This window comes from Erwinia sp. PsM31 (assembly GCF_030433775.1).
GTDB lineage: Bacteria > Pseudomonadota > Gammaproteobacteria > Enterobacterales > Enterobacteriaceae > Erwinia > Erwinia aeris.
This window is the reverse complement of the sequence record NZ_JARUWZ010000005.1, coordinates 231,033-254,709: the sequence shown is the minus strand read 5'-3', so window position 1 is coordinate 254,709 and position 23,677 is coordinate 231,033. Positions and strand designations below refer to the sequence as shown.

General features: G+C 58.1%; 20 protein-coding genes, 1 pseudogene and 1 riboswitch. Of the genes and pseudogenes, 8 read left to right on the top strand and 13 right to left on the bottom strand.

Annotated elements, in window-relative coordinates; translation table 11 throughout:
- The 3 genes from QCD69_RS06790 to QCD69_RS06780 are packed head-to-tail and all read left to right on the top strand — an operon-like array spanning position 1 to position 3,624.
- Positions 1-327: a DMT family transporter gene (locus QCD69_RS06790; protein ID WP_253455311.1), complete on the top strand. Its 327-nt coding sequence runs from the start codon at positions 1-3 to the stop codon at positions 325-327.
- Positions 327-2,714: a choline trimethylamine-lyase gene (cutC, locus tag QCD69_RS06785; protein ID WP_301289607.1), complete on the top strand. Its 2,388-nt coding sequence runs from the start codon at positions 327-329 to the stop codon at positions 2,712-2,714. The genes QCD69_RS06790 and cutC overlap by 1 nt, the downstream gene beginning before the upstream one ends.
- The gene (locus QCD69_RS06780; protein WP_301251477.1) at positions 2,677-3,624 is read left to right on the top strand and encodes a glycyl-radical enzyme activating protein; all 948 of its coding nucleotides are present in this window, start codon (positions 2,677-2,679) and stop codon (positions 3,622-3,624) included. The genes cutC and QCD69_RS06780 overlap by 38 nt, the downstream gene beginning before the upstream one ends.
- A 29-nt stretch (positions 3,625-3,653) precedes the next feature.
- On the opposite strand, the gene rluA is transcribed toward QCD69_RS06780, so the two are convergent.
- The 3 genes from rluA to polB form a co-directional block, all read right to left on the bottom strand.
- Positions 3,654-4,304, bottom strand: coding sequence for a bifunctional tRNA pseudouridine(32) synthase/23S rRNA pseudouridine(746) synthase RluA (gene rluA, locus QCD69_RS06775; protein ID WP_253455309.1), 651 nt, complete (start codon positions 4,302-4,304; stop codon positions 3,654-3,656).
- Positions 4,305-4,345: 41 nt separating this feature from the next.
- A complete protein-coding gene (gene rapA / locus QCD69_RS06770) occupies positions 4,346-7,252 on the bottom strand; it encodes an RNA polymerase-associated protein RapA (RefSeq protein ID WP_253455308.1) in 2,907 nt (968 codons plus the stop codon).
- Positions 7,253-7,384: 132 nt separating this feature from the next.
- Positions 7,385-9,745: a DNA polymerase II gene (polB, locus tag QCD69_RS06765; RefSeq protein ID WP_301251476.1), complete on the bottom strand. Its 2,361-nt coding sequence runs from the start codon at positions 9,743-9,745 to the stop codon at positions 7,385-7,387.
- Positions 9,746-9,976: 231 nt separating this feature from the next.
- On the opposite strand from polB, the gene QCD69_RS06760 reads away from it, so the two are divergent.
- Together QCD69_RS06760 and QCD69_RS06755 are read left to right on the top strand one after the other, a co-directional pair.
- On the top strand, positions 9,977-10,741 hold the full coding sequence (locus QCD69_RS06760) for a DedA family protein (RefSeq protein ID WP_253455306.1): 765 nt from the start codon (positions 9,977-9,979) through the stop codon (positions 10,739-10,741).
- Between the two features lie 448 nt (positions 10,742-11,189).
- Positions 11,190-11,339 (top strand): annotated as a pseudogene (locus tag QCD69_RS06755) (type II toxin-antitoxin system RelE/ParE family toxin); the annotation flags it as partial.
- A 211-nt stretch (positions 11,340-11,550) separates the two neighbouring features.
- On the opposite strand, the gene QCD69_RS06750 reads toward QCD69_RS06755, so the two are convergent.
- From QCD69_RS06750 to QCD69_RS06735, 4 genes are all read right to left on the bottom strand, one after another.
- Entirely contained in the window at positions 11,551-11,760 is a 210-nt protein-coding gene (locus QCD69_RS06750) for a hypothetical protein (protein ID WP_253455305.1), read from the bottom strand.
- Positions 11,741-12,118 carry a hypothetical protein gene (locus QCD69_RS06745; RefSeq protein WP_301251474.1) on the bottom strand — a complete coding sequence of 126 codons (378 nt, stop codon included), beginning with the start codon at positions 12,116-12,118 and terminating at the stop codon, positions 11,741-11,743. Before QCD69_RS06745 ends, QCD69_RS06750 begins: the two co-directional genes overlap by 20 nt.
- Positions 12,119-12,241: 123 nt before the next feature.
- Positions 12,242-12,382 carry a hypothetical protein gene (locus QCD69_RS06740; protein ID WP_301251473.1) on the bottom strand — a complete coding sequence of 47 codons (141 nt, stop codon included), beginning with the start codon at positions 12,380-12,382 and terminating at the stop codon, positions 12,242-12,244.
- Positions 12,383-12,419: 37 nt separating this feature from the next.
- Entirely contained in the window at positions 12,420-12,737 is a 318-nt protein-coding gene (locus QCD69_RS06735) for a hypothetical protein (RefSeq protein WP_301251472.1), read from the bottom strand.
- 676 nt (positions 12,738-13,413) lie between these two features.
- Here QCD69_RS06735 and QCD69_RS06730 point away from each other — a divergent pair.
- Both QCD69_RS06730 and QCD69_RS06725 read left to right on the top strand, forming a co-directional pair.
- The gene (locus QCD69_RS06730; protein WP_301251470.1) at positions 13,414-14,019 is read left to right on the top strand and encodes a TetR/AcrR family transcriptional regulator; all 606 of its coding nucleotides are present in this window, start codon (positions 13,414-13,416) and stop codon (positions 14,017-14,019) included.
- Positions 14,020-14,201: 182 nt separating this feature from the next.
- The gene (locus QCD69_RS06725) at positions 14,202-14,879 is read left to right on the top strand and encodes a type 1 glutamine amidotransferase domain-containing protein (protein ID WP_253455301.1); all 678 of its coding nucleotides are present in this window, start codon (positions 14,202-14,204) and stop codon (positions 14,877-14,879) included.
- Between the two features lie 48 nt (positions 14,880-14,927).
- On the opposite strand, the gene QCD69_RS06720 is transcribed toward QCD69_RS06725, so the two are convergent.
- From QCD69_RS06720 to sgrR, 6 genes are all read right to left on the bottom strand, one after another.
- The gene (locus QCD69_RS06720; protein ID WP_301251468.1) at positions 14,928-15,743 is read right to left on the bottom strand and encodes an arginase family protein; all 816 of its coding nucleotides are present in this window, start codon (positions 15,741-15,743) and stop codon (positions 14,928-14,930) included.
- Positions 15,744-15,918: 175 nt separating this feature from the next.
- A complete protein-coding gene (locus tag QCD69_RS06715; protein ID WP_253455299.1) occupies positions 15,919-16,755 on the bottom strand; it encodes an SDR family oxidoreductase in 837 nt (278 codons plus the stop codon).
- Positions 16,756-17,132: 377 nt separating this feature from the next.
- Positions 17,133-17,834 (bottom strand): thiamine ABC transporter ATP-binding protein ThiQ, encoded by a 702-nt coding sequence (gene thiQ / locus QCD69_RS06710; RefSeq protein WP_301251466.1) that lies wholly within the window; start codon positions 17,832-17,834, stop codon positions 17,133-17,135.
- The gene (thiP, locus tag QCD69_RS06705) at positions 17,818-19,437 is read right to left on the bottom strand and encodes a thiamine/thiamine pyrophosphate ABC transporter permease ThiP (RefSeq protein WP_301251464.1); all 1,620 of its coding nucleotides are present in this window, start codon (positions 19,435-19,437) and stop codon (positions 17,818-17,820) included. Before thiP ends, thiQ begins: the two co-directional genes overlap by 17 nt.
- Entirely contained in the window at positions 19,413-20,399 is a 987-nt protein-coding gene (thiB, locus tag QCD69_RS06700) for a thiamine ABC transporter substrate binding subunit (RefSeq protein WP_301251463.1), read from the bottom strand. The genes thiP and thiB overlap by 25 nt, the downstream gene beginning before the upstream one ends.
- Positions 20,400-20,438: 39 nt before the next feature.
- A riboswitch (TPP riboswitch) is annotated at positions 20,439-20,537 on the bottom strand.
- Positions 20,538-20,572: 35 nt separating this feature from the next.
- The gene (gene sgrR, locus QCD69_RS06695) at positions 20,573-22,234 is read right to left on the bottom strand and encodes an HTH-type transcriptional regulator SgrR (RefSeq protein ID WP_301251462.1); all 1,662 of its coding nucleotides are present in this window, start codon (positions 22,232-22,234) and stop codon (positions 20,573-20,575) included.
- A gap of 245 nt (positions 22,235-22,479) precedes the next feature.
- Between sgrR and QCD69_RS06690 the strand changes: the two genes are divergently transcribed.
- Positions 22,480-23,658 carry a sugar efflux transporter gene (locus tag QCD69_RS06690; RefSeq protein WP_253455294.1) on the top strand — a complete coding sequence of 393 codons (1,179 nt, stop codon included), beginning with the start codon at positions 22,480-22,482 and terminating at the stop codon, positions 23,656-23,658.
- Positions 23,659-23,677 lie beyond the last annotated feature (19 nt).

Here is a 23,677-nt window from a genome sequence, read left to right as displayed (position 1 = left end):
ATGCACAGTACGCTGATGGGATTGTTATGGCTTTTTATCGCCATCCTGCTGGAGGTGCTGGCAACCAGCCTGCTGCCTAAAACCGATAATTTTAAACGCTGGGGACTGACCCTGGGCGTCATGGCAATTTACGGCACCTGTTTTTACGCATTATCAAAAGCGATTGTCGTGCTTTCCGTTGGCCTTTCTTATGCCCTGTGGGCCGGTCTGGGCGTGGTTATTATCAGTCTGGTTGGCGTGATTTTTTATCGAAATAAGATCGATAAGTATTCCGTTCTGGGAATCGGTCTTATCGGCATTGGCTGTATTACCATGGGGATATTTTAATGCAGGATATAAACACACGGCTTTTACCTCGTGCTGAGCGTCTGCGCGAGCGTTATTTACAGGCTAAGCCATTTATTTCGGCCGCGCGAGCCAGAGCGGTCACGGAAATTTACCGTCGCTATCCGGGGATGCCGGCTATTTTATTACGCGCGATGGCCTTTCGTCATGCCTGCCGCACGGCGCCGCTGGTGATTGCAGAAGATGAACTGATTGTCAGTCATCCGGCAGGCGCGGCGCGCGGTGGCGAAGTGTCGCCGGAAATCGCCTGGCGCTGGGTGGCGGACGAGCTGGATACCATGTCCACGCGCGCGCAGGATCCCTATGAAATCAGCGAAGAGGTAAAGCGCGAGCTGCGTGAAGAGATTTTCCCTTTCTGGCAGGGGCGGTCGCTGGATGAGGTGGCGGAAACCCGGCTGCGCCACGCGGGGCTGTGGGAATGGAGCACCGTTGAAGGAATTTGTGATTTAAGTATTAAAACGCAAAACGGCGGCGGCGACACCTGTCCGGGCTACGACATCATCCTGCTGAAAAAAGGCATGGGCGGCGTGCAGCGGGAAGCACAGGCGGCGCTGGATAAGCTTTCGCCAACCTGTCCCGAGGATCAGGACAAGCGCTACTTCTATGAGGCGGTCGTGGAAACCTGTCAGGGCGTGGTGGATTACGCCAACCGCTACGCCGACTACGCCCAGGCGCTGGCTGAGCAGACGCCGGACGCGCAGCGCAAAGCGGAGCTGGAAAAGCTGGCCGCTATTTGCCGTCGCGTGCCGGAACAGCCGCCCGCCACCTTTTACGAAGCGCTACAGGCCATCTGGTTTGCGCAGTCGCTGTTTATTCTGGAAGAAAACCAGACCGGCATTTCGCTTGGCCGTGTCGATCAGTACCTGTGGCCGCTGCTGGAGGCCGATCTTGCCAGCGGCGAGCTGACGGAGGAACAGGCGGAAGAGCTGCTTTGCTGCTGGATGATCAAAATGTCCGAGTGCATGTGGATTTGCAGCGCCAGTTCCGCCATGTATTTCGCGGGCTACCAGCCCTTTGTCAATCTGGTGGTCGGCGGCCAGAAGCGCGAGGGCGGCGATGCCACCAATCCGCTTTCCATGCTGATTATGGACTGCTCGCGCAAGCTGAAAATTTATCAGCCAAGCCTGGCAGTGCGGATCCACAACCAGTCGCCGCAGCCTTTTATGCGCAAAATCGTCGAGGTGATCCGCGCCGGGATCGGTTTCCCTGCCTGTCACTTTGACGACGCGCATATCAAAATGATGCTGCGTAAAGGCTTCGATTACGACGATGCGCGCGACTACTGCCTGATGGGCTGCGTAGAGCCGCAACGTTCTGGCCGCATCTATCAGTGGACCTCGGTAGGCTATACCACCTTTACCTGCGCCATTGAGCTGGCGCTAAATAACGGCAGAAGCGCCAGCGGCAGCCAGATGGGGCCGCAGACCGGCGAGGCCGCCACGCTGAAAAGCTGGGAAGCCTTTGAGGAGGCAGTCAGGCAGCAGCTGTGCCACATTGTGAAGCAGGCCGCAGAAGCCACGCTGATGATGCAAAAGCTGCATAAAGAGCTGGCGCCCAAGCCGTTTATCTCCTGCCTGGTCGAAGGCTGTCTGGAGCAGGGCAAGGATGTGATGCACGGCGGCGCGGCAATTAACAACGGGCCAGGACTGATCTGGACGGGAATGGCGGACTACGCCAACGCCATGATGGTGATGCGCGAGCTGGTTTATCAGCAGCAGCAGGTGACGCCAGCGCAGATGGCGCAGGCGCTGCGTGATAATTTCTCCGGGCACGAAACGCTGCGCAACGCCTGCCTGAACGTCGCCAAATTTGGCAACGATATTGAAGAGGTCGATCTGATCGCGCGCGATCTGATCCGCTTTATCGAAAGCGAGCACCGCCGGTACTCGATGCTGTACGGGCCGTTCACCCACGGGACGCTTTCTATCTCTAACAATACGCCGTTCGGCCTGACCACCGGCGCGCTGCCCAGCGGACGACTGGCCGGTATGCCGCTCGCTGACGGCATCAGCCCTTCCCAGCAGACGGACTATGCAGGCCCTACGGCGATTATTAATTCCGTTGGCCGGATCAATGTCGAAGAGATGGAGATCGGCATGGTGCATAACTTTAAGCTGCTGCACGGCATTCTGGATACGGAAGAGGGCGAGCAGGGCATTATCACCCTGCTGCGCAGCGCCAGCCTGCTGGGCAATGCACAGATGCAGTTCAGCTATGTGGATAACGAAACGCTGAAAAAAGCGCAGGAAAACCCCGGGCAGTATCGCAACCTGATGATCCGGGTTGCGGGCTACAGCGCCTTTTTCGTTGAACTCAGCCGCGAGGTTCAGGATGAAATCATCAGCCGTACCCAGCTCCAGTCTTTCTGAGGCCGCCAGCGGGAGCGTGTTCAATATTCAGCGCTTTTCTCTGCATGACGGCCCCGGCGTGCGCACCGTGGTGTTTCTGAAAGGGTGCCAGATGCGCTGCGCCTGGTGCGCCAACCCGGAAAGCCTGGCGCCGCAGCCGGAAGTCCTGTTCGATCGGCAACGCTGTGCAAAAGCGCCTTGCGAGCAGCACTGTCCGGGCCGATCGGCCGTTAAAATGGCGGCGGTCGGCTATGAAAGCTGGCCGGATGACCAGAAGTGCCCGGCGGCGGCGCTGCGCAAGGTGGGCAAAACGCTTAGCGTCGACGAAGTGATGCGCACGGTGGCGGCGGATGCGCTTTATTACCGTACTTCAGGCGGCGGGATGACGCTCAGCGGCGGTGAGGCCGCCATGCAGCCTGATTTTTCCCGTGCCTTACTGCGCCGCGCCAGGCAGGAGGGGATCCACACCGCCGTTGAAACCTCCGGCTTCGCCGCCTGGCCCGCGCTCTGGCAGGTCTGCGAAGCCAGCCAGCTGATCCTGTACGATGTTAAGCTGGCCGACGACGTCCTGCACCAGCGCTACACCGGCGTCAGCAACCGCAGCATCTGGCAGAACCTGACGCGCCTGCTGGCGCAGACGATCCCGCTGCGCATCCGCATTCCGGTCATACCTGAGGTGAACGACAGCAGAAAAGAGGCGGAGAAGATGATGCGCGCCATCGCCAGCATGACGCAGGGCAGCCGCTGCTTTCAGGGCATCGATCTGCTGCCTTATCACAATTTCGGCCTGCGCAAGTACGCGCTGACGGACAGGCGGTGTCTTTATGAGGAAATGCACCCCGATCGCGGCAAGCCGCGGGTGGCGGAGCTGGAGAAAATGGCCGTGCGGTATGGGTTAAGCACGACAACGCTGTCCCACTGCATCGGCTGAATAAGGCCTCTGGCGACAGAGGCCTTTGTTCAGAAGTCCGCCGGCTGACGGAAAGTCATCGGCGTCTGGTATTTGGGATGGGTGATGGTGAGCATCTCGGCGTGCAGCAGCAGGCGCGGCGCCATCGCTCTGGCCTCTTCATGCGCGTAAAAGTTATCGCCCAGAATCGGATGCCCCAGCGCCAGCATATGCACGCGAAGCTGATGAGAACGGCCGGTAATCGGCTTTAACCGCACGCGTGCGCTGTTATCCGCCGCATACTCCAGCACCTGATATTCGGTCTGCGCCGGTTTACCGGTTTCAAAGCAGACTTTCTGCTTTGGTCGCAGCGGCCAGTCGCAGATCAGCGGCAGATCGATAAGCCCTTCTTCCTGCGCGGGATGACCCCAGACGCGTGCCAGATAGGTTTTTTTCGGCTCGCGCTCGCGGAACTGGCGTTTCAGCTCCCGCTCGGACGCTTTGGTCAGTGCGACCAGGATAATACCGCTGGTTGCCATATCCAGGCGGTGTACGGATTCCGCCAGCGGAAAATCGCGCTGAAGACGCGTCATCACGCTGTCTTTATGCTCGGGCAGCCGACCGGGCACCGACAGCAGACCGCTCGGTTTGTTGACCACGATAATATGCTCGTCCTGATAAAGAACGGCTAAGGGATCTTGCGGAGGATTATAGGGTTCCATCTTTTTGCCTGTGTGGGGCGACCGCAGCCGCCCCGTGCCAATTACTGATGCGTGACAACGATCAGGCGCAGCGCGTCAAGACGCCAGCCCGCGCTATCAAGCGCCGCCAGCACCTGCTCGCGATTGCTTTCCAGCGCGTCGATCTCATCCTGACGGATGTTAGGATTAACCGCGCTCAGCGCCTGCAAACGCGACAGCTCCGCGCTCAGGTTCTCGTTTGCTTCCGTGCGGGCAATCTCGATCAGCTTGCGCGCTTCTTCGGCAGCCTGGCCTTCCGCCAGCTTCAGGATCTCGTGCACATCCTGCTGTACGGCGTTAACCAGCTTGCTGCCGGTATGGCGATTGACCGCGTTCAGCTGACGGTTGAAGCTCTCGAACTCGACCTTACCCGCCAGGTTAGTCCCCTTGCGATCAACCAGCATCCGCACCGGCGTCGGCGGCAGGAAGCGCGTCAGCTGAAGCTGTTTCGGCGCCTGCGCTTCCACCACGTAGATCAGCTCCACCAGCAGCGTGCCGACCGGCAGCGCCTTGTTTTTCAACAGCGAGAGCGCGCAGCTGCCGGTATCGCCGGACAGGATCAGATCCAGGCCGTTGCGAATGATCGGATGCTCCCAGGTGACGTACTGTGCGTCTTCGCGCGACAGCGCCTGATTGCGATCGAAAGTAATGGTACAGCCATCTTCCGGCAGGCCAGGGAAATCCGGCACCAGCATGTGATCGCCCGGCGTCAGCACGATCAGGTTGTCGCTGCGATCTTCCTGATTAATACCGACGATATCAAACAGGTTGAGCGCAAAGTTAACCAGCTCGATATGGTTATCCTGCTCGCTGATGGTTTCCGCCAGCGCCTGCGCTTTTTCACCGCCGTTGGAGTTCAGCTCCAGCAGGCGGTCGCGGCCCTGTTCCAGCTTGCTTTTCAGCGCGTTATGCTGCTCGCGGCAGTCGCTGATAAAGTCGTCCAGCCCCTCGCTGTTTTCCGGCGAGGCCAGATAGTTCACCAGCTGGTCGCTGACCGTATCGTAAATAGCGCGGCCGGTCGGGCAGGTATGCTCAAAGGCGTCCAGCCCCTCGTGATACCAGCGCACCAGCACCGACTGGGCGGTTTTTTCCAGATAAGGCACGTGGATCTGGATATCGTGCGCCTGACCGATACGGTCAAGACGGCCAATACGCTGCTCCAGCAGATCCGGGTTGGCAGGCAGATCGAACATCACCATCTGGCTGGCGAACTGGAAGTTACGGCCTTCGGAACCGATTTCCGAGCAGAGCAGCACCTGCGCGCCATCCTCTTCGGAGGCGAACCAGGCCGCCGCGCGGTCGCGTTCAATAATCGACAGCCCTTCATGGAACACGGCGGCGCGGATGCCTTCACGTTCGCGCAGCACCTGCTCCAGCTGAAGCGCGGTGGTGGCTTTGGCGCAGATAACCAGCACTTTGCTGTCGCGATGGCTGGTCAAAAAGCCCATCAGCCATTCGACGCGCGGATCGAAGTTCCACCAGGTGCCGCTGTCGCCTTCAAATTCCTGATAAATCTGCTCCGGATAGAGCATGTCGCGCGCGCGCTCATCGGCCGCCTTACGCGCGCCCATGATGCCGGACACCTTGATCGCCGTCTGATACTGCGTCGGCAGCGGCAGGCGGATCTGATGCAGTTCGCGTTTCGGAAAGCCTTTGACGCCGTTACGGGTGTTGCGGAACAGCACGCGGCTGGTGCCGTGGCGATCCATCAACATGCTGATCAGCTCCTGACGCGCTTCCAGCTTGCCTTCGCGATCGCTGTTGGCGACCTGGAGCAGCGGCTCGATATCCTGCTCGCCCATCAGGTCGTTCAGCATATTCAGGGCGTCGTTATCGATCGCCTTATCGGCCAGCAGGCCGGAAACCGCATCGGCAATCGGCTGAAAATGCTGCTGTTCTTCAACAAAAGTGGCGAAGTCGTGGAAGCGATCCGGGTCCAGCAGGCGCAGACGGGCAAAGTGGCTCTCCATGCCCAGCTGCTCCGGCGTCGCGGTCAGCAGCAGCACACCGGGGATCTGCTCGGCCAGCTGCTCAATTACCTGATATTCGCGGCTTGGCTGACCCTCTTCCCAGGCCAGGTGATGCGCCTCGTCGACGATCAGCAGATCCCACTCGGCTTCCGCCAGCATCTCCAGACGCTGCTTGTTGCGGCGCACAAAGTCGAGCGAGCAGATTACCAGCTGTTCGGTATCGAAAGCGTTGTCGCTGTCCAGGCGCGCCTGCGCGTAGCGATCGTCGTCAAAGAGGGCAAAGCGCAGGTTAAAGCGGCGGAGCATTTCCACCAGCCACTGGTGCTGTAGCGTTTCCGGCACGACGATCAGCACGCGCTCGGCGCGACCGGCCAGCAACTGCTGATGAATAATCATGCCCGCTTCGATGGTTTTGCCAAGGCCCACTTCATCAGCCAGCAGCACGCGCGGCGCGTGGCGACGGCCTACGTCGTGCGCGATATGCAGCTGGTGCGGGATCAGGCTGGTGCGCATGCCGCGCAGGCCGCTGACCGGCAGGCGATACTGTTCGCTCTGGTATTTACGCGCGCGAAAACGCAGCGCGAAGCGATCCATACGATCCAGCTGGCCGGCAAACAGGCGGTCCTGCGGCTTGCTGAACACCAGCTTGCTGTCGAGCATCACTTCACGCAGCATCACGCCGGACTCTTCGGTATCAAGCCGGGTGCCGATGTAGCTGACCAGACCGTTTTCGGTCACGACTTCCGCCACCTCCAGCTGCCAGCCTTCGTGACTGGTAACGGTGTCGCCCGGGTTGAAGATCACACGAGTAATAGGCGAATCATTTTTAGCGTAAAGACGGTTCTCGCCGGTGGCGGGGAAAAGCAGTGTGACCATGCGCGCATCTACCGCAACAATAGTTCCTAATCCCAGTTCGCTTTCCGTATCGCTGATCCAGCGTTGACCAAGTGTAAAAGGCATAGATATTCGGCTCGATTCTCGTAGAGGTTATTTCAGGCAATAGCACGGCTGCCCGGCAATAAAGCCCGGCAGATTCATTTCGTTTTGCAGGAAGGGCGCTATGGTACTGGAAGGTGGCGCGTTCGTCACCTGTCAAAAAAGCCCCAACTGACCTGTTACCAGTGTAGCAAAGTCATCCTGCACGAAAGGCAAAATGCCTTCCGCAACGGGCTGCAGCTGGCGGGAAAGGTAGTGATCGTAGTCCAGCGGCGTCAGGCGTGCCTCCAGCGGCTCCGGCCCTGACGTGGCGATAACGTAGCGGATCCGGCCGCCTTTTTGATACTGCAACGGGCGGCCCAGCTGGCGGTTCTGCTCATCGGCAAGGCGCGCGGCGCGCACGTGCGGCGGCACGTTGCGCTGATAATCTTCCAGCGGGCGGCGCAGCTTTTTGCTGTAGGTCAGCTGCTCGTCCAGTTCGCCATCCAGCAGCTGCCGCACGGTTTCGCGGATGTAATCCTGATAGGGCTGCCGTTTGAAAATCCGCAGATAAAGCGCCTGCTGAAAATTTTTCGCCAGCGGCGTCCAGTCGGTGCGCACCGTCTCCAGCCCTTTAAACACCATGCGCTCCTGGTCGCCTTCGCGGATCAAACCGGCGTAGCGTTTTTTGCTGCCCTGTTCCGCGCCGCGAATGGTCGGCATCAGAAAACGACTGAAGTGGGTTTCGTACTCCAGCTCCAGCGCGCTGGTCAGCCCCAGCGTTTCCTGCAGATGCTGCTGCCACCAGGCGTTGATTTTTTCCACCAGCCGACGGCCAATCGCGGCGGCCGACGCCTCGTCGTGCGGCGTTTTCAGCCAGACGAAGGTGGAGTCGGTATCGCCATAAATCACGTCATAGCCTTCCGCCTCTATCAGCTCCCGCGTCTGGCGCATGATTTCATGGCCGCGCAGCGTGATGGAGGAGGCCAGCCGCGGATCGAAAAAACGACAGGCGCTGGTGCCCAGCACGCCGTACAGCGCGTTCATAATGATTTTCAGCGCCTGCGACAGCGGCTTGTTGCCGTGCTTTTTGGCCGTTTCGCGGCCCTGCCAGATCTGACCGACGATCTCCGGCAGGCAGTGCAGGGTGCGGGAGAAACGCGCGCCGCGAAAGCCGCTGACCGACTCGCTGTCGTCGGGATGCGCCATGCCTTCGGCCAGCCCGACCGGGTCAATCAGAAAGGTACGAATAATCGAGGGATAAAGGCTTTTGTAATCCAGCACCAGCACCGAGTCATAAAGGCCTGGCCGCGAGTCCATCACGTAGCCGCCCGGACTCGCCTCCGGCGCGACTTCGCCCATATTCGGCGCAACGTAGCCGGCGCGATGCATACGCGGCAGATAAAGATGGCTGAACGAGGCGACCGAGCCGCCATGCCGATCCGCAGGCAGGCCGTTGACGGTGGCGCGCTCCAGCAGAAAAGGCATGATCTCGGTACGCTGGAAAATGCGCGTGACCAGCTCGCAGTCTTTCAGGTTGTAGTGCGCCAGCGCCGGTTTGTCTTCCGCAAAGCGCTGGTCGATCTCCTGCATCCTGTCCCACGGATTATTAATGGCTTTGCCTTCGCCCAGCAGCTCGCGCGAGACCGATTCCAGGCTAAAGGAGGGGAAATCCCAGAAGGCGGATTTCAGCGCCTCGATGCCGTCGATAATCAGCCGCCCGGTCGCCTGCGCAAAGTAGATCCCCGGCTTGAAGCCGTGCTCGCGCCACTCCAGCGCTTCGCTGTTGCGGCCCAGCCGCAGCGGGATGCCATAGCGGTCGGCATGTTTTTGCAGCATCCTGAGATCAAACTGCACCACGTTCCAGCCGATCAGCACGTCCGGATCGTGTTCGGCAAACCAGGCGTTGAGTTTTTCCAGCAGCGCAGGACGGCTGGCGACATATTCCAGCCTGAAGTCCAGGCGGCTGGCGTCGCCGTTTTCCGGCCCTAACATATAAACCACGCGCTGGCCGCAGCCTTCCAGCCCGATGCAGTAAAGCTCGCCGTGGCGCGTGGTTTCAATGTCCAGCGACACCCACTTCAGCGGCGGGCGATAGTCCGGGTTAGGTTTAAGCCGCGCCTGCGTCAGGCTGCCGCCGACCTGCTGGCCGCTGAACCACACCGGCGCGGTGATAAAACGCTCCATCAGGAAACGATCGGGCGGGCGGATATCCGCTTCATAAACCATCACGCCGTTTTCGCGCAGCAGCTTCTCCAGCTTTTGCAGCTGCCGATACTGTTTGCAGTAAAGCCCGGCGACCGGACGCTGGCGGAAGTCCTTCAGCGTCAGCGGCGTCAGCCGAATATCTTTTTCGGCACGCAGCAGGGTTTCCGCCTGCGCCAGCTGCTGCTGCGGAATAAAGGCGACCGACTCCTGCGGCGGCAGCACGATCCGCTGCGGGCCGTCGTCCGTGGCCAGCCACAGCACGATCTCCGTGCCGCTGGGCGTATCCCGCCAGTGTCGGGTCAGCAGAAAGCCTGCGCGCGCGTCGTTCACCTGAACCTCCTGAGCGGCTGGGAATGGAATACGGGGCTGTTCACCGCCATGCGGGCCTATAATAGCATGTTTATTTATACAGTTCTTACTTCGCCAGCGCCGCTCACCGGCAAGCGCTTTTCTTCTTTACCTGAAAAGAAGAAATATCCGCATTCCCATACAAAACAGCGCTTGACGGATCCCGGACGGGCCAGGACAATCCGGCTTTCCAATAAACAGAATGTGAAATCTATGGAAGCCTGGCTGGAACACCTTATAACTCAATCAGTTGCCTGGTCTTTACTGGCAGTAGGCCTGGTCGCTTTTTTCGAGTCGCTGGCGCTGGTTGGGCTGCTGCTGCCGGGCACCGTGCTGATGGCCTCGCTGGGCGCACTGGTCGGCAGCGGACAAATCAGTCTCTATCCGGCCTGGGGCGTGGGGATTATCGGCTGCCTGCTGGGCGACTGGATCTCCTACTTTATCGGCTGGCAGTTCAAAGGGCCGCTGCACCGCTGGTCATTTATTAAAAAGCATCAGCCGCTGATGGATAAAACCGAACACGCGCTGCATCAGCACAGCATGTTTACCATTATTATCGGCCGCTTTATCGGCCCGACGCGGCCGCTGATCCCGCTGGTGGCGGGGATGCTGGAGCTGCCGGTAAAGAAGTTTATCCCGCCTAATTTAATCGGCTGCGTGCTGTGGCCGCCTCTGTACCTGCTGCCAGGCATCCTGGCTGGCGTGGCGATTGACGTGCCGAAGGACGCCAGCAGCAGCCTGTTTAAATGGCTGCTGCTGGCGGTAGCGCTGCTGGTGTGGCTGGGCGGCTGGCTGGGCTGGCGCTGGCTGCGCGCCAAAAAACAACATGACTGGGCGACGGCCTATTTGCCGGAGAGCCGCCTGCGCTGGCTCGCGCCGCTGATGATGGCGGCGGGCGTCGCCAGCTTCGTGGCGATCCAGTTCCATCCGATGATGCCCATCTTCCGCCATCTGCTGTGGCAGGTGTTTATCGGCTAGTTCGCCAACCATGCCACGAGATCCGCCGTGAAACGTGACGGATTCGCTGATATTAACGCGATCCATCTTCATGCGGTTGCCCGGTGCGGTTTCGGCCGGGTAGCAAAATGAGATGCCAGGCAGTAGCTTCACAAAAGGAAGGCATAAAGAGCAGCGCGACATGTGGCGCGTTGAAGAACGAGTGGTTATGGGCCGCTGCCCGCTGACGACCTTCTTTTTACCGTTTCGCTGAATGACAGCACGCGTCCTTCAGACGCAGCGGATAGAACCTGATTATTCATGGCACTTCTCCTTATGAAGTGCTCCCTGCGCCAGCGGGGATAGACCGGTTAGCGCCCTGAATGCCAATCACAGCCCCGGGTGTTCCCCGCGCCAGCGGGGATAAATCGAAACTGTATATTCAGCCGCTTTTAGATTTGATGTGTTCCCCGCGTGAACGGGGATAAACCGGACGATGGGCGGCGATATAGCCCGTGGGTTGTGGGTTTATCAGTCAGGCAGTAAGATTTACCTACTACGCATCTTTGTTAAAAAAACGCCCCCCACAGAGATTGCGTTATTTCTTGTCGTTAGTGAGTTATCCGTCTGCTACAAATGAGCTACGCAGCCCCAAGCGATTGAGGCTGAAAAATGGACAAATTTTTCTTTGCTTTTGTTGTCCTGCTTGCAGTACTGAAATCTTTCGGAGGAGATACGCCAGCGATTAACATCCACGCGGACAACTTCCTTAATATTTCAGTCACTAGCAGCAAGTAACCCATACAGAGGTCGGAATTATCCGGCCTTCTGTAAAATTCTATAGCGGCATATTATCGCCGGTCTGCCTTTTCGGCGATCAGATAAGTCAGTCCATAAACCACAAGGCCAGCGATCAAAACCAATAAGGGGTTAATGACGCGCATCGCCCCTTCGCTGAGTGTTGCGGCCAGAAAAATACCTATAACGACGGCCATAAGCACCAGACCGCCAGAAATCTCGGCTATCAACTTGCGAACCAGCCTAATAATTTTCGATAGCATTAATAAATTCCTGTGAGGCTGTCGGATTTTTGCGCAGCGTTTCGCCCATCTTGATGTAGTTTTGCAACGGCTCTTCAAAGAAAAAATAGAGCATATCGTAATCTTTAACCCGCAATTTTTGCCACAGCTGGGGGTTTTGCATGTGTAAACGCCTGGACGACTCACAGGCCCGCGAGATCACCCCCTGAGCCACCATGCCGCCGGTCATGGTTCCCGTCAGTCCCCGCAAGGCAATCCGGGAAATAAAAGACAGCATCACGCCGCTGACCACTTTTGATCCCAGATAAGAAGAGAGCGCAAGCTGGGTCGTTGTTCGGCTGGTCATCGAGGTGGCACCGCCGATCAGTTTGTCGTACACCTTCTTTAACGCCGGTTCTGGCAAATTTTTTAGCGAGTCGTCAATGATGATTTTTGCGATCTGGGTTATTTCGTTTCTGTCCCTGAAAGCATTCCTGATAGCCCGCCCCACGCGAATATCGTCCTACATGTTGCGGTACTGTATGCGGCGGCCACCGTCGGAAAGGTTCAGATCCTGGAAGGTGCGTTCAAGCCCCAGATAAAAATCCATTGGTACCGATATAACGCCCGACATTATCGACTTGGCCAGCATTGTTGCGTTCATTCCCTTTCTCCTTTTGGGGGCTGTGATCCAGATTTGTTTAAATATGATACATATTAAAAATACTGAACCACAAGGACAAGGTTTGCTCGTCGGTTTGAGGCCGCGCTCTTACTGGCTTAACAGGTGATCCTGATTTTTTATCTATATCTATATAGTCAGAAAAATTGGGAGCATTTTCAGGCTTCAATGTCTGCGGCTGTTTCAGGGCAAAGAACGTTTGGCCATCCTGCGCACGCTGTGCCAGCACATCGGCAACGAATGAGTAAGATTCCGGAATAACTGACCATACCCAGTTCATGCGTGTTCCCCGCGCCAGCGGGGATAAACCGTCCTGTCCGGTAATCAGACGGCGCACCGACTCGTGTTCCCCGCGTGAGCGGGGATAAACCGTCCACGTAATTGCGTGGTAACTCCAGCCGGGCGTGTTCCCCTCGCCAGCGGGGATAAACCGGCCTTAATTTCTGTCTGTGCCGTCTGGCTCTGGTGTTCCCCGCTCATGTGAACACACTTTTCCAATTTGCTACTAACAGGCATGGCGAGGTTTGTCCCCAAAAATACGGAAGAAGGTTGCTTACGGCTGCGATAATACAACTTATATGCGCGAAAGGGCTGACACCACGCGGAGCAGACGACATTCCAAACTCTTCTTCCGGTAGAATACAATCCCAGGCCCGGCTAATGCCGCCGTGCTGAAGTATTAAACGGATCATATATGAGGCAATACAGAACGCGCGACTTTCTGCCGTTCAAGCCTGCGCCATGTCGCTTTTGCTTAGTGGTTTACTAAATTTTTCCGCACGGACAAAGGCGATGGCGTGCCCATAAGTACGCAGATCAATCCAAGGCCGTCGGTGCCGAAACCGATAGCGTTAGGGAGTGCTCACGGGCGCGTAAATTAACCGACTCATTTTCCGGAGAACGCAACGCGTCAAAAGAGTCGCTTTCAGAGCATTTTACCATGTTAAAAGCGCTGTCAAAAAAAAAACTAAGATATTCTAGACGACCGGTCTAATCAGGTGTAAGGTTAGTTCATGAACACAGCGACGCATAAACACAAAGACGATGTCCGCGAGCATATCCTCGCCACCGGACAGCGCATCATGGCGGGCAGAGGCTATTCGGCCGTCGGGCTGAACGAAATCCTGACCGAAGCGGGCGTGCCTAAAGGCTCCTTCTATCACTATTTCGGCTCCAAGGATGCCTTTGCTGTCGCCATGCTGGAAAGCTATTTTGCCGACTACCTGGCCGGGCTTGACCACACGATGAGCCAGCCCGGTGCCAATATGGCGCAGCGGCTGATGCACTACTGGCAGCAGTGGCAGGATACACAGTCATTCCAGGACTGTCAGGGCAAATGCCTGGCGGTAAAGCTGGGGGCGGAAGTGGCCGACCTGTCGGAAAATATGCGACTTGCGCTGGAAAAAGGCACTTCGCAAATTGTGGCGCGGCTGGCTGAAGCCATTGAGGCTGGCGCAAAGGAAGGGTCACTGCGGATTATCGACGAGCCAGGCCGGGTCGCAGAAAGTCTTTACCAGCTCTGGCTGGGCGCGAGCGTGATGGTGAAAATCGTTCGCCACGAAGGGCCGTTTGCCTCAGCCATGCTGTTAACCCGGCATACGCTGGGCCTGGCAGGCTGAAGCGCCGTTTGCCTCAGCGGTCCGGCAAATGCGTGGCCTGGCAGGCCAAAGCGCCGCTAAGCCAGGCGGATAGTTTTATTACAGGTTTACGATCGACAGGGCCAGCAGGCTGGCCTGTTTTTTTACCCCGAGATTAGACGACTGGTCTACTATATATTAATGCCACCATGCGGAGAGACACGATGAAAGTTTTAATGGTTCTGACCTCACACGATCGACTGGGCGACACCGGCCGTAAAACCGGTTTCTGGCTGGAAGAGCTGGCCGCGCCTTATTATGCCTTTAAAGATGCGGGCGCCGAAGTAACTCTGGCTTCGCCGGCCGGCGGCAATCCGCCGCTGGATCCGAAAAGCAACGAGCCGGATTTTCAGACGGAGATGACGCATCGCTTTGAGGCTGACGCCGACGCTGTTGCGCAGCTTGCCGCTACCGTGCGTCTGGACACGATTTCCCAGGCCGATTACGACACGGTATTTTATCCGGGCGGCCACGGCCCGCTGTGGGATCTGGCTGAGGACAAGCATTCCATCGCCCTGATTGAATCTTTCCTCGCCGCAGAAAAACCGGTAGCGCTGGTTTGTCATGCGCCTGGCGTGCTGCGCCATGTGAAAACGCCGGCGGGCCGTCCGCTGGTGGAAGGGAAAAAGGTCACGGGCTTCGCCAACAGCGAAGAAGAAGGCGTCGGCCTGACCAACGTGGTGCCTTTCCTGGTAGAGGATGAGCTGGTGGCGCAGGGCGGCATCTACTCTAAGGGCGCCGACTGGGGCTCTTACGTGGTTCAGGATGGATTGTTAATTACCGGCCAGAACCCTGGCTCCTCAGCGGCAACAGCCGCGCTGCTTCTCAAACAGTTCGCATAATCATCGCTTTCCTGCGGCGCAATGCCGCAGGATCCCATCGGGCCGCGGCTATTGCAGTAGCGGCATCAGCGCGGCTACCAATTTTTCAGGCGAAACTGGCGGCCCTTCCGGCTGCCAGGCGTTCTGCAATTCCGCTATCTCTATACCGATTAAAGACGAACAGGCGAGCACTTCGCAGCAGGCCGTCAGTTCCGCCAGCGTTAATCCTCCCTCTGACTGATAATCTGTCGGCACCGTGCCCGGGGCCAGCACGTCGCAATCCAGATGCACATAAACCGCACGGCCAGCAACGGCCTTACGCAGGCGATCCGGCAAATCTTCACCGGGCGGAAGGCAGGAAATATTGTGCTGCTCGATCAGGTTCACTTCAAAAGGATCGAGATCGCGCTGGCCGACCAGCACGACCTGTTCCATCCTGATACCGCTGCCCAGGCCGGTGTCCCAAAGGCCCAACGGCCCGGCCAGAGCCAGTCCGCCCAGAAATCCACTGGTGGAAGAAGCCGGCGTATTGAGATCGGCGTGCGCGTCGAACCACACCAGACAAGCGTCGGGATAATGTTGCGCCAGCGCGGGCAGCGTCGCCAGCGACACGGCACAGCGGCTGGTGGCCGCTACGGAAACGGCTCCGGAGGCAAACACGGCGGCAAAATGTTGTTGTACCGCGTGCAAATCGGGCATGGCCGCGTCCAGCTCTTCGCGCCAGCCTGCGCTCAGCGCCGGTTTGGGCGTACCGATAACAGTCGGCCGCTGGCCGAGGCAGGATGCCAGCGCGTTACCAAGGGATTTGGCCGCTGGGATCGCAAGATCGTTATGGTCTCCGGCACGCCCCTGAAAAATAGTACAGACAGTGTGGTTTTCGACCATCAGGCTGCTCCGGTTAATTGCCAGGGAGGATTAAACATAAAACAGCGGGGAATGACGCACAAGATGGCATGATGTTTTACACAAAACCCGGCCGTTTGCCATAAACGCAAGCGGCCAGGTGAATACTTTGCAGACTGAAGATACGAGGCGGTTTTCAGACGAAGAAACGGCGGGCCTAAACAGCCAGCCCGTTGACCCTTAACATAAACAGGTCGCCTTCCCGGATTTCCCTTTTTCTTTCCAGCAGCAAATCGAGATCGTCTCTGACGGTAAGATAAAGTCCGCTTAACGACCTGTATTTCCCGCTGCACAGTTTTTCAATATTGATCAGGCTTTGCGTTTCATCAACGGTATTCCCGGCATCTTTTTCATCATATACCCACTGCAAGGCTTTTCCACGAGCGCTGTTGCTGTCGGTGATGGTATCAATCAGATTCGTTACCATGCCGGTGGAATGAACCAGGCCGGGGTGATAGGCGTAAAGAGAGATATTTTCACGCTTCATTTCAACCGCAAGATTTTCGGTTAATTTAATCACGGCCGCTTTGGTTACGGAATAAGAGGTACAATAAGGCCAGCGGTAAACCCCGGCATTACTGACGATATTAATAATAATCCCACGCTTTTTCACACGCATTGGCTTTAGCGCCTCATGCGTGCAATAAGAAAGGCCAAGCAGGTTAATATTGATGGCCTCAAACCAGTCGTCCAGTTCGATATCGGCAAATTTATCTACCGGCCCCCAGACGCCGGCGTTGTTGATCACAACATCAATATGACCAAACTTGTCGGCTATGCTGGCAAAGCAGGCGGCAACCGCGACCCGATCGGTAACGTCGCACTGGAGGCAGTGAACGGCACCGCCAAACTCCTCTTCAAGTTCGGCCAGTCTTTGCGCATCTCTGCCGGTAATAATAACCCGATGATCTTTCGCCAGCGCTCTGGCATAGGACAGGCCAAGCCCTTTAGACCCACCGGTGATTAATATCGTCTTTTTTTGCGCATCAATCATTGCCTGTTTTCCTTTAATAAAATAGATTTCTGGTCATGCTTGCTATATCGCATTAGTAACATATCTTTATGTAACTTACATGACATTCATCATTCATTTTATTTATGGCAGGATAATAGGTTGTTTCTGAGTTGAATTAACAGATGAATAAGGTGATTATTCCTGTGCGTTAATATATGTCAATAAAAAGGAAAATATTTAATAAGTAAATAAAGCCGTCTGGCCCTGTTGATATCAATATATCTGTGCCGTTGCAGGAAAGATGACTTAGTTAGCAGTACCAGTTTAATGTGGACTGTAGCTATGCCAGCGAATGCTTACGACGTGGCTCGGCTTAAGGCAGAGAGGCCCGGTATGTAAACCAGGCGCCGCCGTCGTTACCGCAGGCTAATGCCTAATATGGCCGCCTCTTTGACCTCACCGTTAAGCAAGGCAGAAGTGCTGCCGTCCCAGAAAATCCGGCCATCGACCACCAGGGCGCTGCGCGGCGTGATGCGCGCCGCATCCTCAATACTGTGCGACACCATCAGCAGCGTCATCTTTCTTTCCCGACAAACTTCATCCGTCAACGCCAGCATCTCTTTACGCAGCGCCGGATCCAGCGCCGAGAACGGTTCGTCCAGCAGCAGGATCGGCTGCTGGCGCACCAGGCAACGGGCCAGCGCGGCGCGCTGACGCTGCCCGCCGGAAAGCTCGCCCGGCAGACGGGTCAGATAGTCTTCCAGACCGACCCTCTCCGCAATCGTCTGTAAGCTTCGCTGCTGTTCCGCCGTCAGCCGCAGCCCCGGATGCAGCCCCAACCCGATATTTTGCGCCACGGTAAGATGGGGAAACAGGTTATTTTCCTGAAACAGCATGGAAACCGGCCGCCTGGCCGGCGGCGTAGCGCGATGATCTTCGCCGTTCAGCCGCAGTTCGCCACTGTCGGCGGTAAGAAAACCCGCTACCAGGCTCAGCAGGGTGCTTTTACCTGCGCCGCTGGGGCCAAGTATCGCCAGGCGCTCCCCGGCCTGCATCGACAGGGAAAAGCGCATCGGCAGATGCTGGTAGATCCAGGTAAGGTTAGTCAACGTCAGCATGGCGTCCCGGCAGTTTTTCAATCAGGGTAAACAAAAGAAAGCAGAGCAGCAGCAGCAGCAGCGCAGTCACCGCGCCATCTTCGCTACGATAGGCGCCCATCTGCTGGTAAAGCCAGAACGGCAGGGTGCGGAAATCTTCGTTGCCGAACAGCGCCACCACGCCGAAATCGCCGACCGACAGCACGCTGGCAAACGCCAGCGCCTGCGCCAGCGGCCGTTTTAACGCGCGCAGCTCGATCAGCCGCAGACGGTTCAGCCCGCGAATATCCAGCGCCAGACAAAGGCGGCTGTAGCGCTCGGCGATATCGCGCAAAGGATTTTCCAGCACTTTCATCGCGTAGGGCACGGCCATCAGCGCATTGGTAAAGATAACAATGCCGTCCGCAGACTGCGGCAGACCGAGGGTATCGTTCAGCAACAGGAAAAAACCGGTCGCCAGCACGATCCCCGGCATCGCCAGGATCAGCATTCCGCTCAGCTCCATCAGCTGGCCCGCGAAAGGCTGCTGGCGCAGGCGCAGCTCGCGGCTGCTCCACAGCAGCATCGTGGTCAGCAGCACGCAGAGCACGCCGGCGCCCAGGGCGATGCGTAGCGAGGTAAAGGTCGCCTGCCAGAGCGCGGGCTGTTGCAGGACGCTAAACAGGTTGCTGTTCAGGCCGCTGGCAATCACGGCCAACAGCGGCGGCGCGATCAGCAGCAGCAGCAGCAACAGCAGTACGCCGTCCAGCAGCTTCGCGCCCGGCGCTTCCTGCTTATCCCGCCAGCCTTGCAGATGAGTGGTGCCTGACGGCAGCGCTTTACTCAGCCGCTGGCTCAGCAACACCAGGCTCAGGCAGCAGATCATTTGCAGCAGCGCCAGTAAGGCGGCGCGGCCGGGATCGTAATCAAAATTCAGCGCCTGAAAAATCGCCAGCTCGATAGTGGTGGCCTTAGGGCCGCCGCCCAGCGCCAGCACGGTGGCGAAGCTGGCGAAGCAGAGCATAAAGATCAGCGAGCCGACCGGCAGCAGCTGGCGCCGCAGCCAGGGCCACTCAACCAGGCGAAACTGATGCCAGCCCGTGACGCCCAGCTGCGCGGCCAGCTGGCGCTGTTCGGTGGGGATTTGCTCCAGCGTTTGCAGTAGCAGCCTGGCGGCCAGCGGCAGGTTAAAAAAGACGTGCGCCAACAAAATGCCCTGCAAACCATAAGGCGTAAAGTGATAGTCCACGCCCAGCCAGGCGCACAGCGACGCCAGCCATCCCGTACGCCCGTAAACGCTGAGGATACCGAATACCGCCACCAGCACCGGCAGCACCAGCGTCATCGCGCAAAGGCGCAGCACGAGTTGCCTGCCCGGAAAGCGGCGGCGATACAACGCCCGCGCCAGCGGCACGGCGGGCGTCAGCGCCAGCAAAGCGGAGAGAAACGCCTGCCAGAAGGAAAAGCGGAGGACGTGCCACAGATAGCTGTCTTCCCAAAGCGCGCGGGCGCTGACCGGCGCGTTGCGCCCCAGCGCGATAAAGGCGAGCAGCGCCACGGCGACCAGCAGCGTGGCGGCCAGGCAGCCAGGAACGAGGCTGCCTGAAGGCTGATAGCTGGCTAGCGGCTGACGGCGCGTTGCCATTCGCTGATCCATTGGCTGCGATGGCTGGCAACGTTCTGCGACGAATATTGCAGCGTGGTTTTCGGCAGGGTCAGCGTGTCAAAGCCTGCCGGCAGCTTGCCCGCCACGGCGGGATACATCCAGTTGCCCTGCGGAATGGTCTGCTGGAAAGGCTGAGCCAGTATAAACTGCATAAACTTCTGCGCCAGCTGCGGCTGTTTACTGGTTTTAAGCTGCCCGGCGACTTCCACCTGGAGGTAATGACCTTCACTAAAGTCGGCAGCGGCATACTGCGTTTTTTTCTCGGCAATCAAATGATAAGCGGGTGAGGTGGTGTAGCTCAGCACCATGTCGGCTTCGCCCTTCAGAAACAGGCCGTAAGCCTCGCTCCAGCCTTTGGTCACGGTCACGGTTTTCTGCGCCAGCTTCTGCCAGGCGGCGGGCGCGTTATCGCCATAGACTTTCTGCATCCACAGCAGCAGGCCCAGTCCCGGCGTGCTGGTGCGCGGATCTTCGTAGATAATTTTCAGCGGCTGGCTGCCCTCGACCAGCTCTTTCAGGCTTTTGGGCGGGTTTTGCAGTTTAGTTTTGTCATAGACAAAGGCGAACCAGCCGTAATCGTAGGGAACGAAAGTGCTGTTTGACCAGCCGCCCGGCACGGTGACGCTGCGCGTATCGACGCCGCTGGCGGCAAACAGGCCGGTTTTTTCCGCCGCGTCCAGCAGGTTGTTATCCAGCCCCAGCACCACGTCGGCGCGGCTGTTTTTCCCTTCCATACGCAGGCGGTTCAGCAGCGCGACGCCGTCGGGCAGGGCGACATAGCGCAGCTCGCAGCCGCAGTCGGCCTCAAAAGCCTTTTTAATGGCCGGACCGGGTCCCCATTCGGAAGAGAAAGAGTCATAGGTATAGACCGTCAGCGCGGGTTTGGCGGCAACGGCGGAAAGCGAGCAGAGCAGCAGCAGAGGCAGGATTTTTTTTAGCACCTGGAGTTCCTTGAGGGTCAGGCGACGCGCGATCTGAGCAGGTGAAGCACTCTCAAATCCCTACGCCGGTATTAGCCGGGTCAGGTTCGACGGGTTTATCTCAGCGTCGGCCAATGCCGCGCACCCCGTTGAGAACGGCTTATTCTAATGATTTCTACAGGGTAGCGAAAGCATCATGATTCGGGCGGTGCAAACCATGCGGACTTGAAGTCAAACCAGCCCAGCGTATTCATGCGCACCCCGCGCATACTGCGTTCGCCTTCCAGCAGCAGCCAGTGATGGAAAAGCGGATGAAAGTAGCAGTCGGCGATCAGCTGCCTGCTCCAGTCGGCCAGCGGCAGCTGCTGTTCGCGCCAGCGCTGCGCATCCTGCTGCCAGTCAATCGGCACGCAGTGTTGCAGCAGCGGGATCTCATACAGCAGGGCAAACAGCGAAAACTCAAGCGGCAGCGTAAAGTTAGCGCTGCCCAGCCAGATGTCGCTTTCCGCCTCGCCCTGATGCCAGCTGGCGTAATCGACCTGCTTCGTAACCAGCGTCACCCCTTGCGCAGCCAGCAGCGGCTGGAGCAAATTAGCAATAGCCTGATGCTCAAGATGATCGCCATACCAGGTCAGCGTAAGCGAGGTCAGGCCCGTCGGCTTTTCCGGCGCGTCCAGATCGCGTCGATGATGCCAGCGCGGCAGCAGCCCGTAGGCCGGAAACCAGTAGCGCTGATAGCCCGCTCCGGCGCGGTTCAGCAGCGCTATCGGGTTGGCGATGGCGCTGACCCAGCGACGGATCTGCTCGTCCCGTCCCAGCGGCGAACGCTGGTCGAACAGCAGAAAATAGCAGCCTTCTTCAAGGCGGCTCTCTTCCGATTTTTCATCCAGGCTGCCGCCTTCCAGCCTGACGCCGGAATAGACCAGCTCCTCGCTGATTTCCGGTAATACCCAGATGTTGACCTCATCAAGCAGCGCGCGGTAGCCGAAATAGGCGTCGAAGGCTTCGATCTTAAGCTGGCTCTGCTGATTACGCACCACGGCATAGGGCCCGGTGCCGACGGGCTGACGGCTGAAATCGGGCAGAAAAGGCCACTCTTTCGGCACGATCAGCGCGCCGACGCCCGCCAGCAGCCACGGCAGCCAGCGGTCGGGCTGGTGCAGATGAATATCCAGCGTCCAGGGCGTGGAAGAATGAATACGGACGATATTGGCGAAAAGCGGCTGCGTCCGCGCGCGTTCCAGCGTGGCGATCACATCCGCCATCTCCAGCTCGCGTCCGTGATGGAAATGCACCGCAGGGCGTAAATAGAAGCGCCAGTGCAGCGAAGAAACCGACTGCCAGTGGTGGGCGATATCCGGCTCGATTTCCCCGTTTTCCTCATTTATGCGCGTCAGGCCGCTGAAGATCTGCCGGGCCAGATGCGTTTCCGAACGACGCAACGCGGTGGCGGGATTCAGGTTCAGCAGCGAGCGATAATAGAGCACCCGCAGGATATGTTTTCCCTGGCGAAAGCTGCGGCCGAGATGAGAGAGCAGCATCTGCCGCACGGTATTTTTATCGCCGACCAGCTGCACCAGCTGATCGATGCGATCCTGCTCCAGCAGGTCTTCCGCGCGCTGCTGCTGAAGCGCCAGGCCCGTATAGTGAAACGTCAGCTTCGAGCGCTTGCCGCGCCCGGCTTCTGCCTGCCAGGTTAGCCAGCCCGCCTGCTGCATGGCGCCAAGCAGGTTACGCATATGGCGACGCGAACAGCTAAGCTGGAGCGCCAGCTGGTCGAGCGTGGTTTCCTGCGGCTGGCCCTCGCAGCTCTGCCAGAGCCGGATAAACTGCTGCTGTAAACGCGTTGATTGCATAAAAGGGGAACTCTTGCTGAAAAGTCGCCTGTTTTTCTTGCCCTATATTAAGGCAATACTGGTTAGCGATGAAAGTGCGGGAGGCATTCTTTTGAATGGCGCGCTTTCAAGACTTTATATCTGAGTAAGGTGTGCTTTCACCAGCCAGCAGGCGTCTTGCCCGCTGGCTTTTTTCATTTCCCGTTTTCTTCTATGCTTGCTGTTTGCGCCCGCGTGCGGGCCTCTTTATTTGCAAGGGATGTGGTATGAAATCGTTGCTTACGCGTCAACGTCGTATTAACCCGGTTTACCTCGCTTTTATGGCTGTCTCTTTTATGGTGGGTATCGCGGGGGCGCTACAGGCGCCAACGCTGAGCCTGTTTCTGACGCGCGAAGTGGGCGAGCGGCCATTCTGGGTGGGGCTGTTTTATACCGTGAACGCAATTGCCGGTATTGCGGTCAGCCTGCTGCTGGCGAAACGATCGGACAACCGTGGCGATCGACGTATGCTGATCCTCTTTTGCTGTCTGATGGCGACAGGCAACGCGCTGCTGTTCGCTTTTAACCGCGATTATCTGACGCTAATCACTTTTGGCGTGCTGCTGTCGGCGCTGGCCAGCGTCGCCATGCCGCAAATTTTTGCGCTGGCGCGCGAGTATGCGGACAGCTCTGCGCGTGAAGTCGTGATGTTCAGTTCGGTAATGCGCGCCCAGCTTTCGCTGGCGTGGGTGATTGGCCCGCCGCTCTCTTTCGCGCTGGCGTTGAACTACGGCTTTACCACCATGTTTTCCGTTGCCGCCGCGCTGTTTGTGCTCTGCATCGCGCTGATCTGGTTTGCGCTGCCTTCTGTACCACGGGTGGAACAGTCGCCGGAGGTGGTTATCACGCAAATCAGCGCGTGGAAAAACAGAGACGTGCGGCTGCTGTTTATCGCCTCGCTGCTGATGTGGACCTGCAACACCATGTATATCATTGATATGCCGCTTTATATCAGCAGCGTGCTGGGCCTGCCGGACAGGCTGGCGGGCCTGCTGATGGGCGTGGCGGCGGGCCTGGAGATCCCGGCGATGCTGCTGGCCGGGCACTATGTTAAGCGCTTCGGCAAGCGCAATATGATGCTGTTTGCCGTGGCGGCGGGCGTGCTGTTTTATCTGGGGCTGGTGCTGTTTCACTCGCGTGCGGCGCTGCTGGCGCTACAGATTTTCAACGCTATTTTTATCGGCATCATCGCCGGGATTGGCATGCTCTATTTTCAGGATCTGATGCCCGGCAGACCGGGTGCGGCCACCACGCTTTTTACCAACAGCATTTCGACCGGCGTGATCCTGGCGGGCGTGTTGCAGGGCGCGCTGGCAGAAACGTTCGGCCACTATTCGGTTTACTGGGGCGCGCTGATCCTCGCCGTCGCGGCGTTGGCGATGTCGGCTAAGGTGAAGGATGTTTGAGTGGAGGGAAGCGGCCCGC

Excerpts from the sequence above, each read along its gene's own strand:
- QCD69_RS06790 (WP_253455311.1), top strand. The coding sequence starts at position 1 with ATGCACAGTACGCTGATGGGATTGTTATGGCTTTTTATCGCCATCCTG.
- cutC (WP_301289607.1), top strand. The coding sequence starts at position 327 with ATGCAGGATATAAACACACGGCTTTTACCTCGTGCTGAGCGTCTGCGC.
- QCD69_RS06780 (WP_301251477.1), top strand. The coding sequence starts at position 2,677 with ATGAAATCATCAGCCGTACCCAGCTCCAGTCTTTCTGAGGCCGCCAGC.
- rluA (WP_253455309.1), bottom strand. The coding sequence starts at position 4,304 with ATGGAACCCTATAATCCTCCGCAAGATCCCTTAGCCGTTCTTTATCAG.
- rapA (WP_253455308.1), bottom strand. The coding sequence starts at position 7,252 with ATGCCTTTTACACTTGGTCAACGCTGGATCAGCGATACGGAAAGCGAA.
- QCD69_RS06760 (WP_253455306.1), top strand. The coding sequence starts at position 9,977 with ATGGAAGCCTGGCTGGAACACCTTATAACTCAATCAGTTGCCTGGTCT.
- QCD69_RS06750 (WP_253455305.1), bottom strand. The coding sequence starts at position 11,760 with ATGCTATCGAAAATTATTAGGCTGGTTCGCAAGTTGATAGCCGAGATT.
- QCD69_RS06740 (WP_301251473.1), bottom strand. The coding sequence starts at position 12,382 with ATGAACGCAACAATGCTGGCCAAGTCGATAATGTCGGGCGTTATATCG.
- QCD69_RS06730 (WP_301251470.1), top strand. The coding sequence starts at position 13,414 with ATGAACACAGCGACGCATAAACACAAAGACGATGTCCGCGAGCATATC.
- QCD69_RS06725 (WP_253455301.1), top strand. The coding sequence starts at position 14,202 with ATGAAAGTTTTAATGGTTCTGACCTCACACGATCGACTGGGCGACACC.
- QCD69_RS06720 (WP_301251468.1), bottom strand. The coding sequence starts at position 15,743 with ATGGTCGAAAACCACACTGTCTGTACTATTTTTCAGGGGCGTGCCGGA.
- QCD69_RS06715 (WP_253455299.1), bottom strand. The coding sequence starts at position 16,755 with ATGATTGATGCGCAAAAAAAGACGATATTAATCACCGGTGGGTCTAAA.
- thiQ (WP_301251466.1), bottom strand. The coding sequence starts at position 17,834 with ATGCTGACGTTGACTAACCTTACCTGGATCTACCAGCATCTGCCGATG.
- thiP (WP_301251464.1), bottom strand. The coding sequence starts at position 19,437 with ATGGCAACGCGCCGTCAGCCGCTAGCCAGCTATCAGCCTTCAGGCAGC.
- sgrR (WP_301251462.1), bottom strand. The coding sequence starts at position 22,234 with ATGCAATCAACGCGTTTACAGCAGCAGTTTATCCGGCTCTGGCAGAGC.
- QCD69_RS06690 (WP_253455294.1), top strand. The coding sequence starts at position 22,480 with ATGAAATCGTTGCTTACGCGTCAACGTCGTATTAACCCGGTTTACCTC.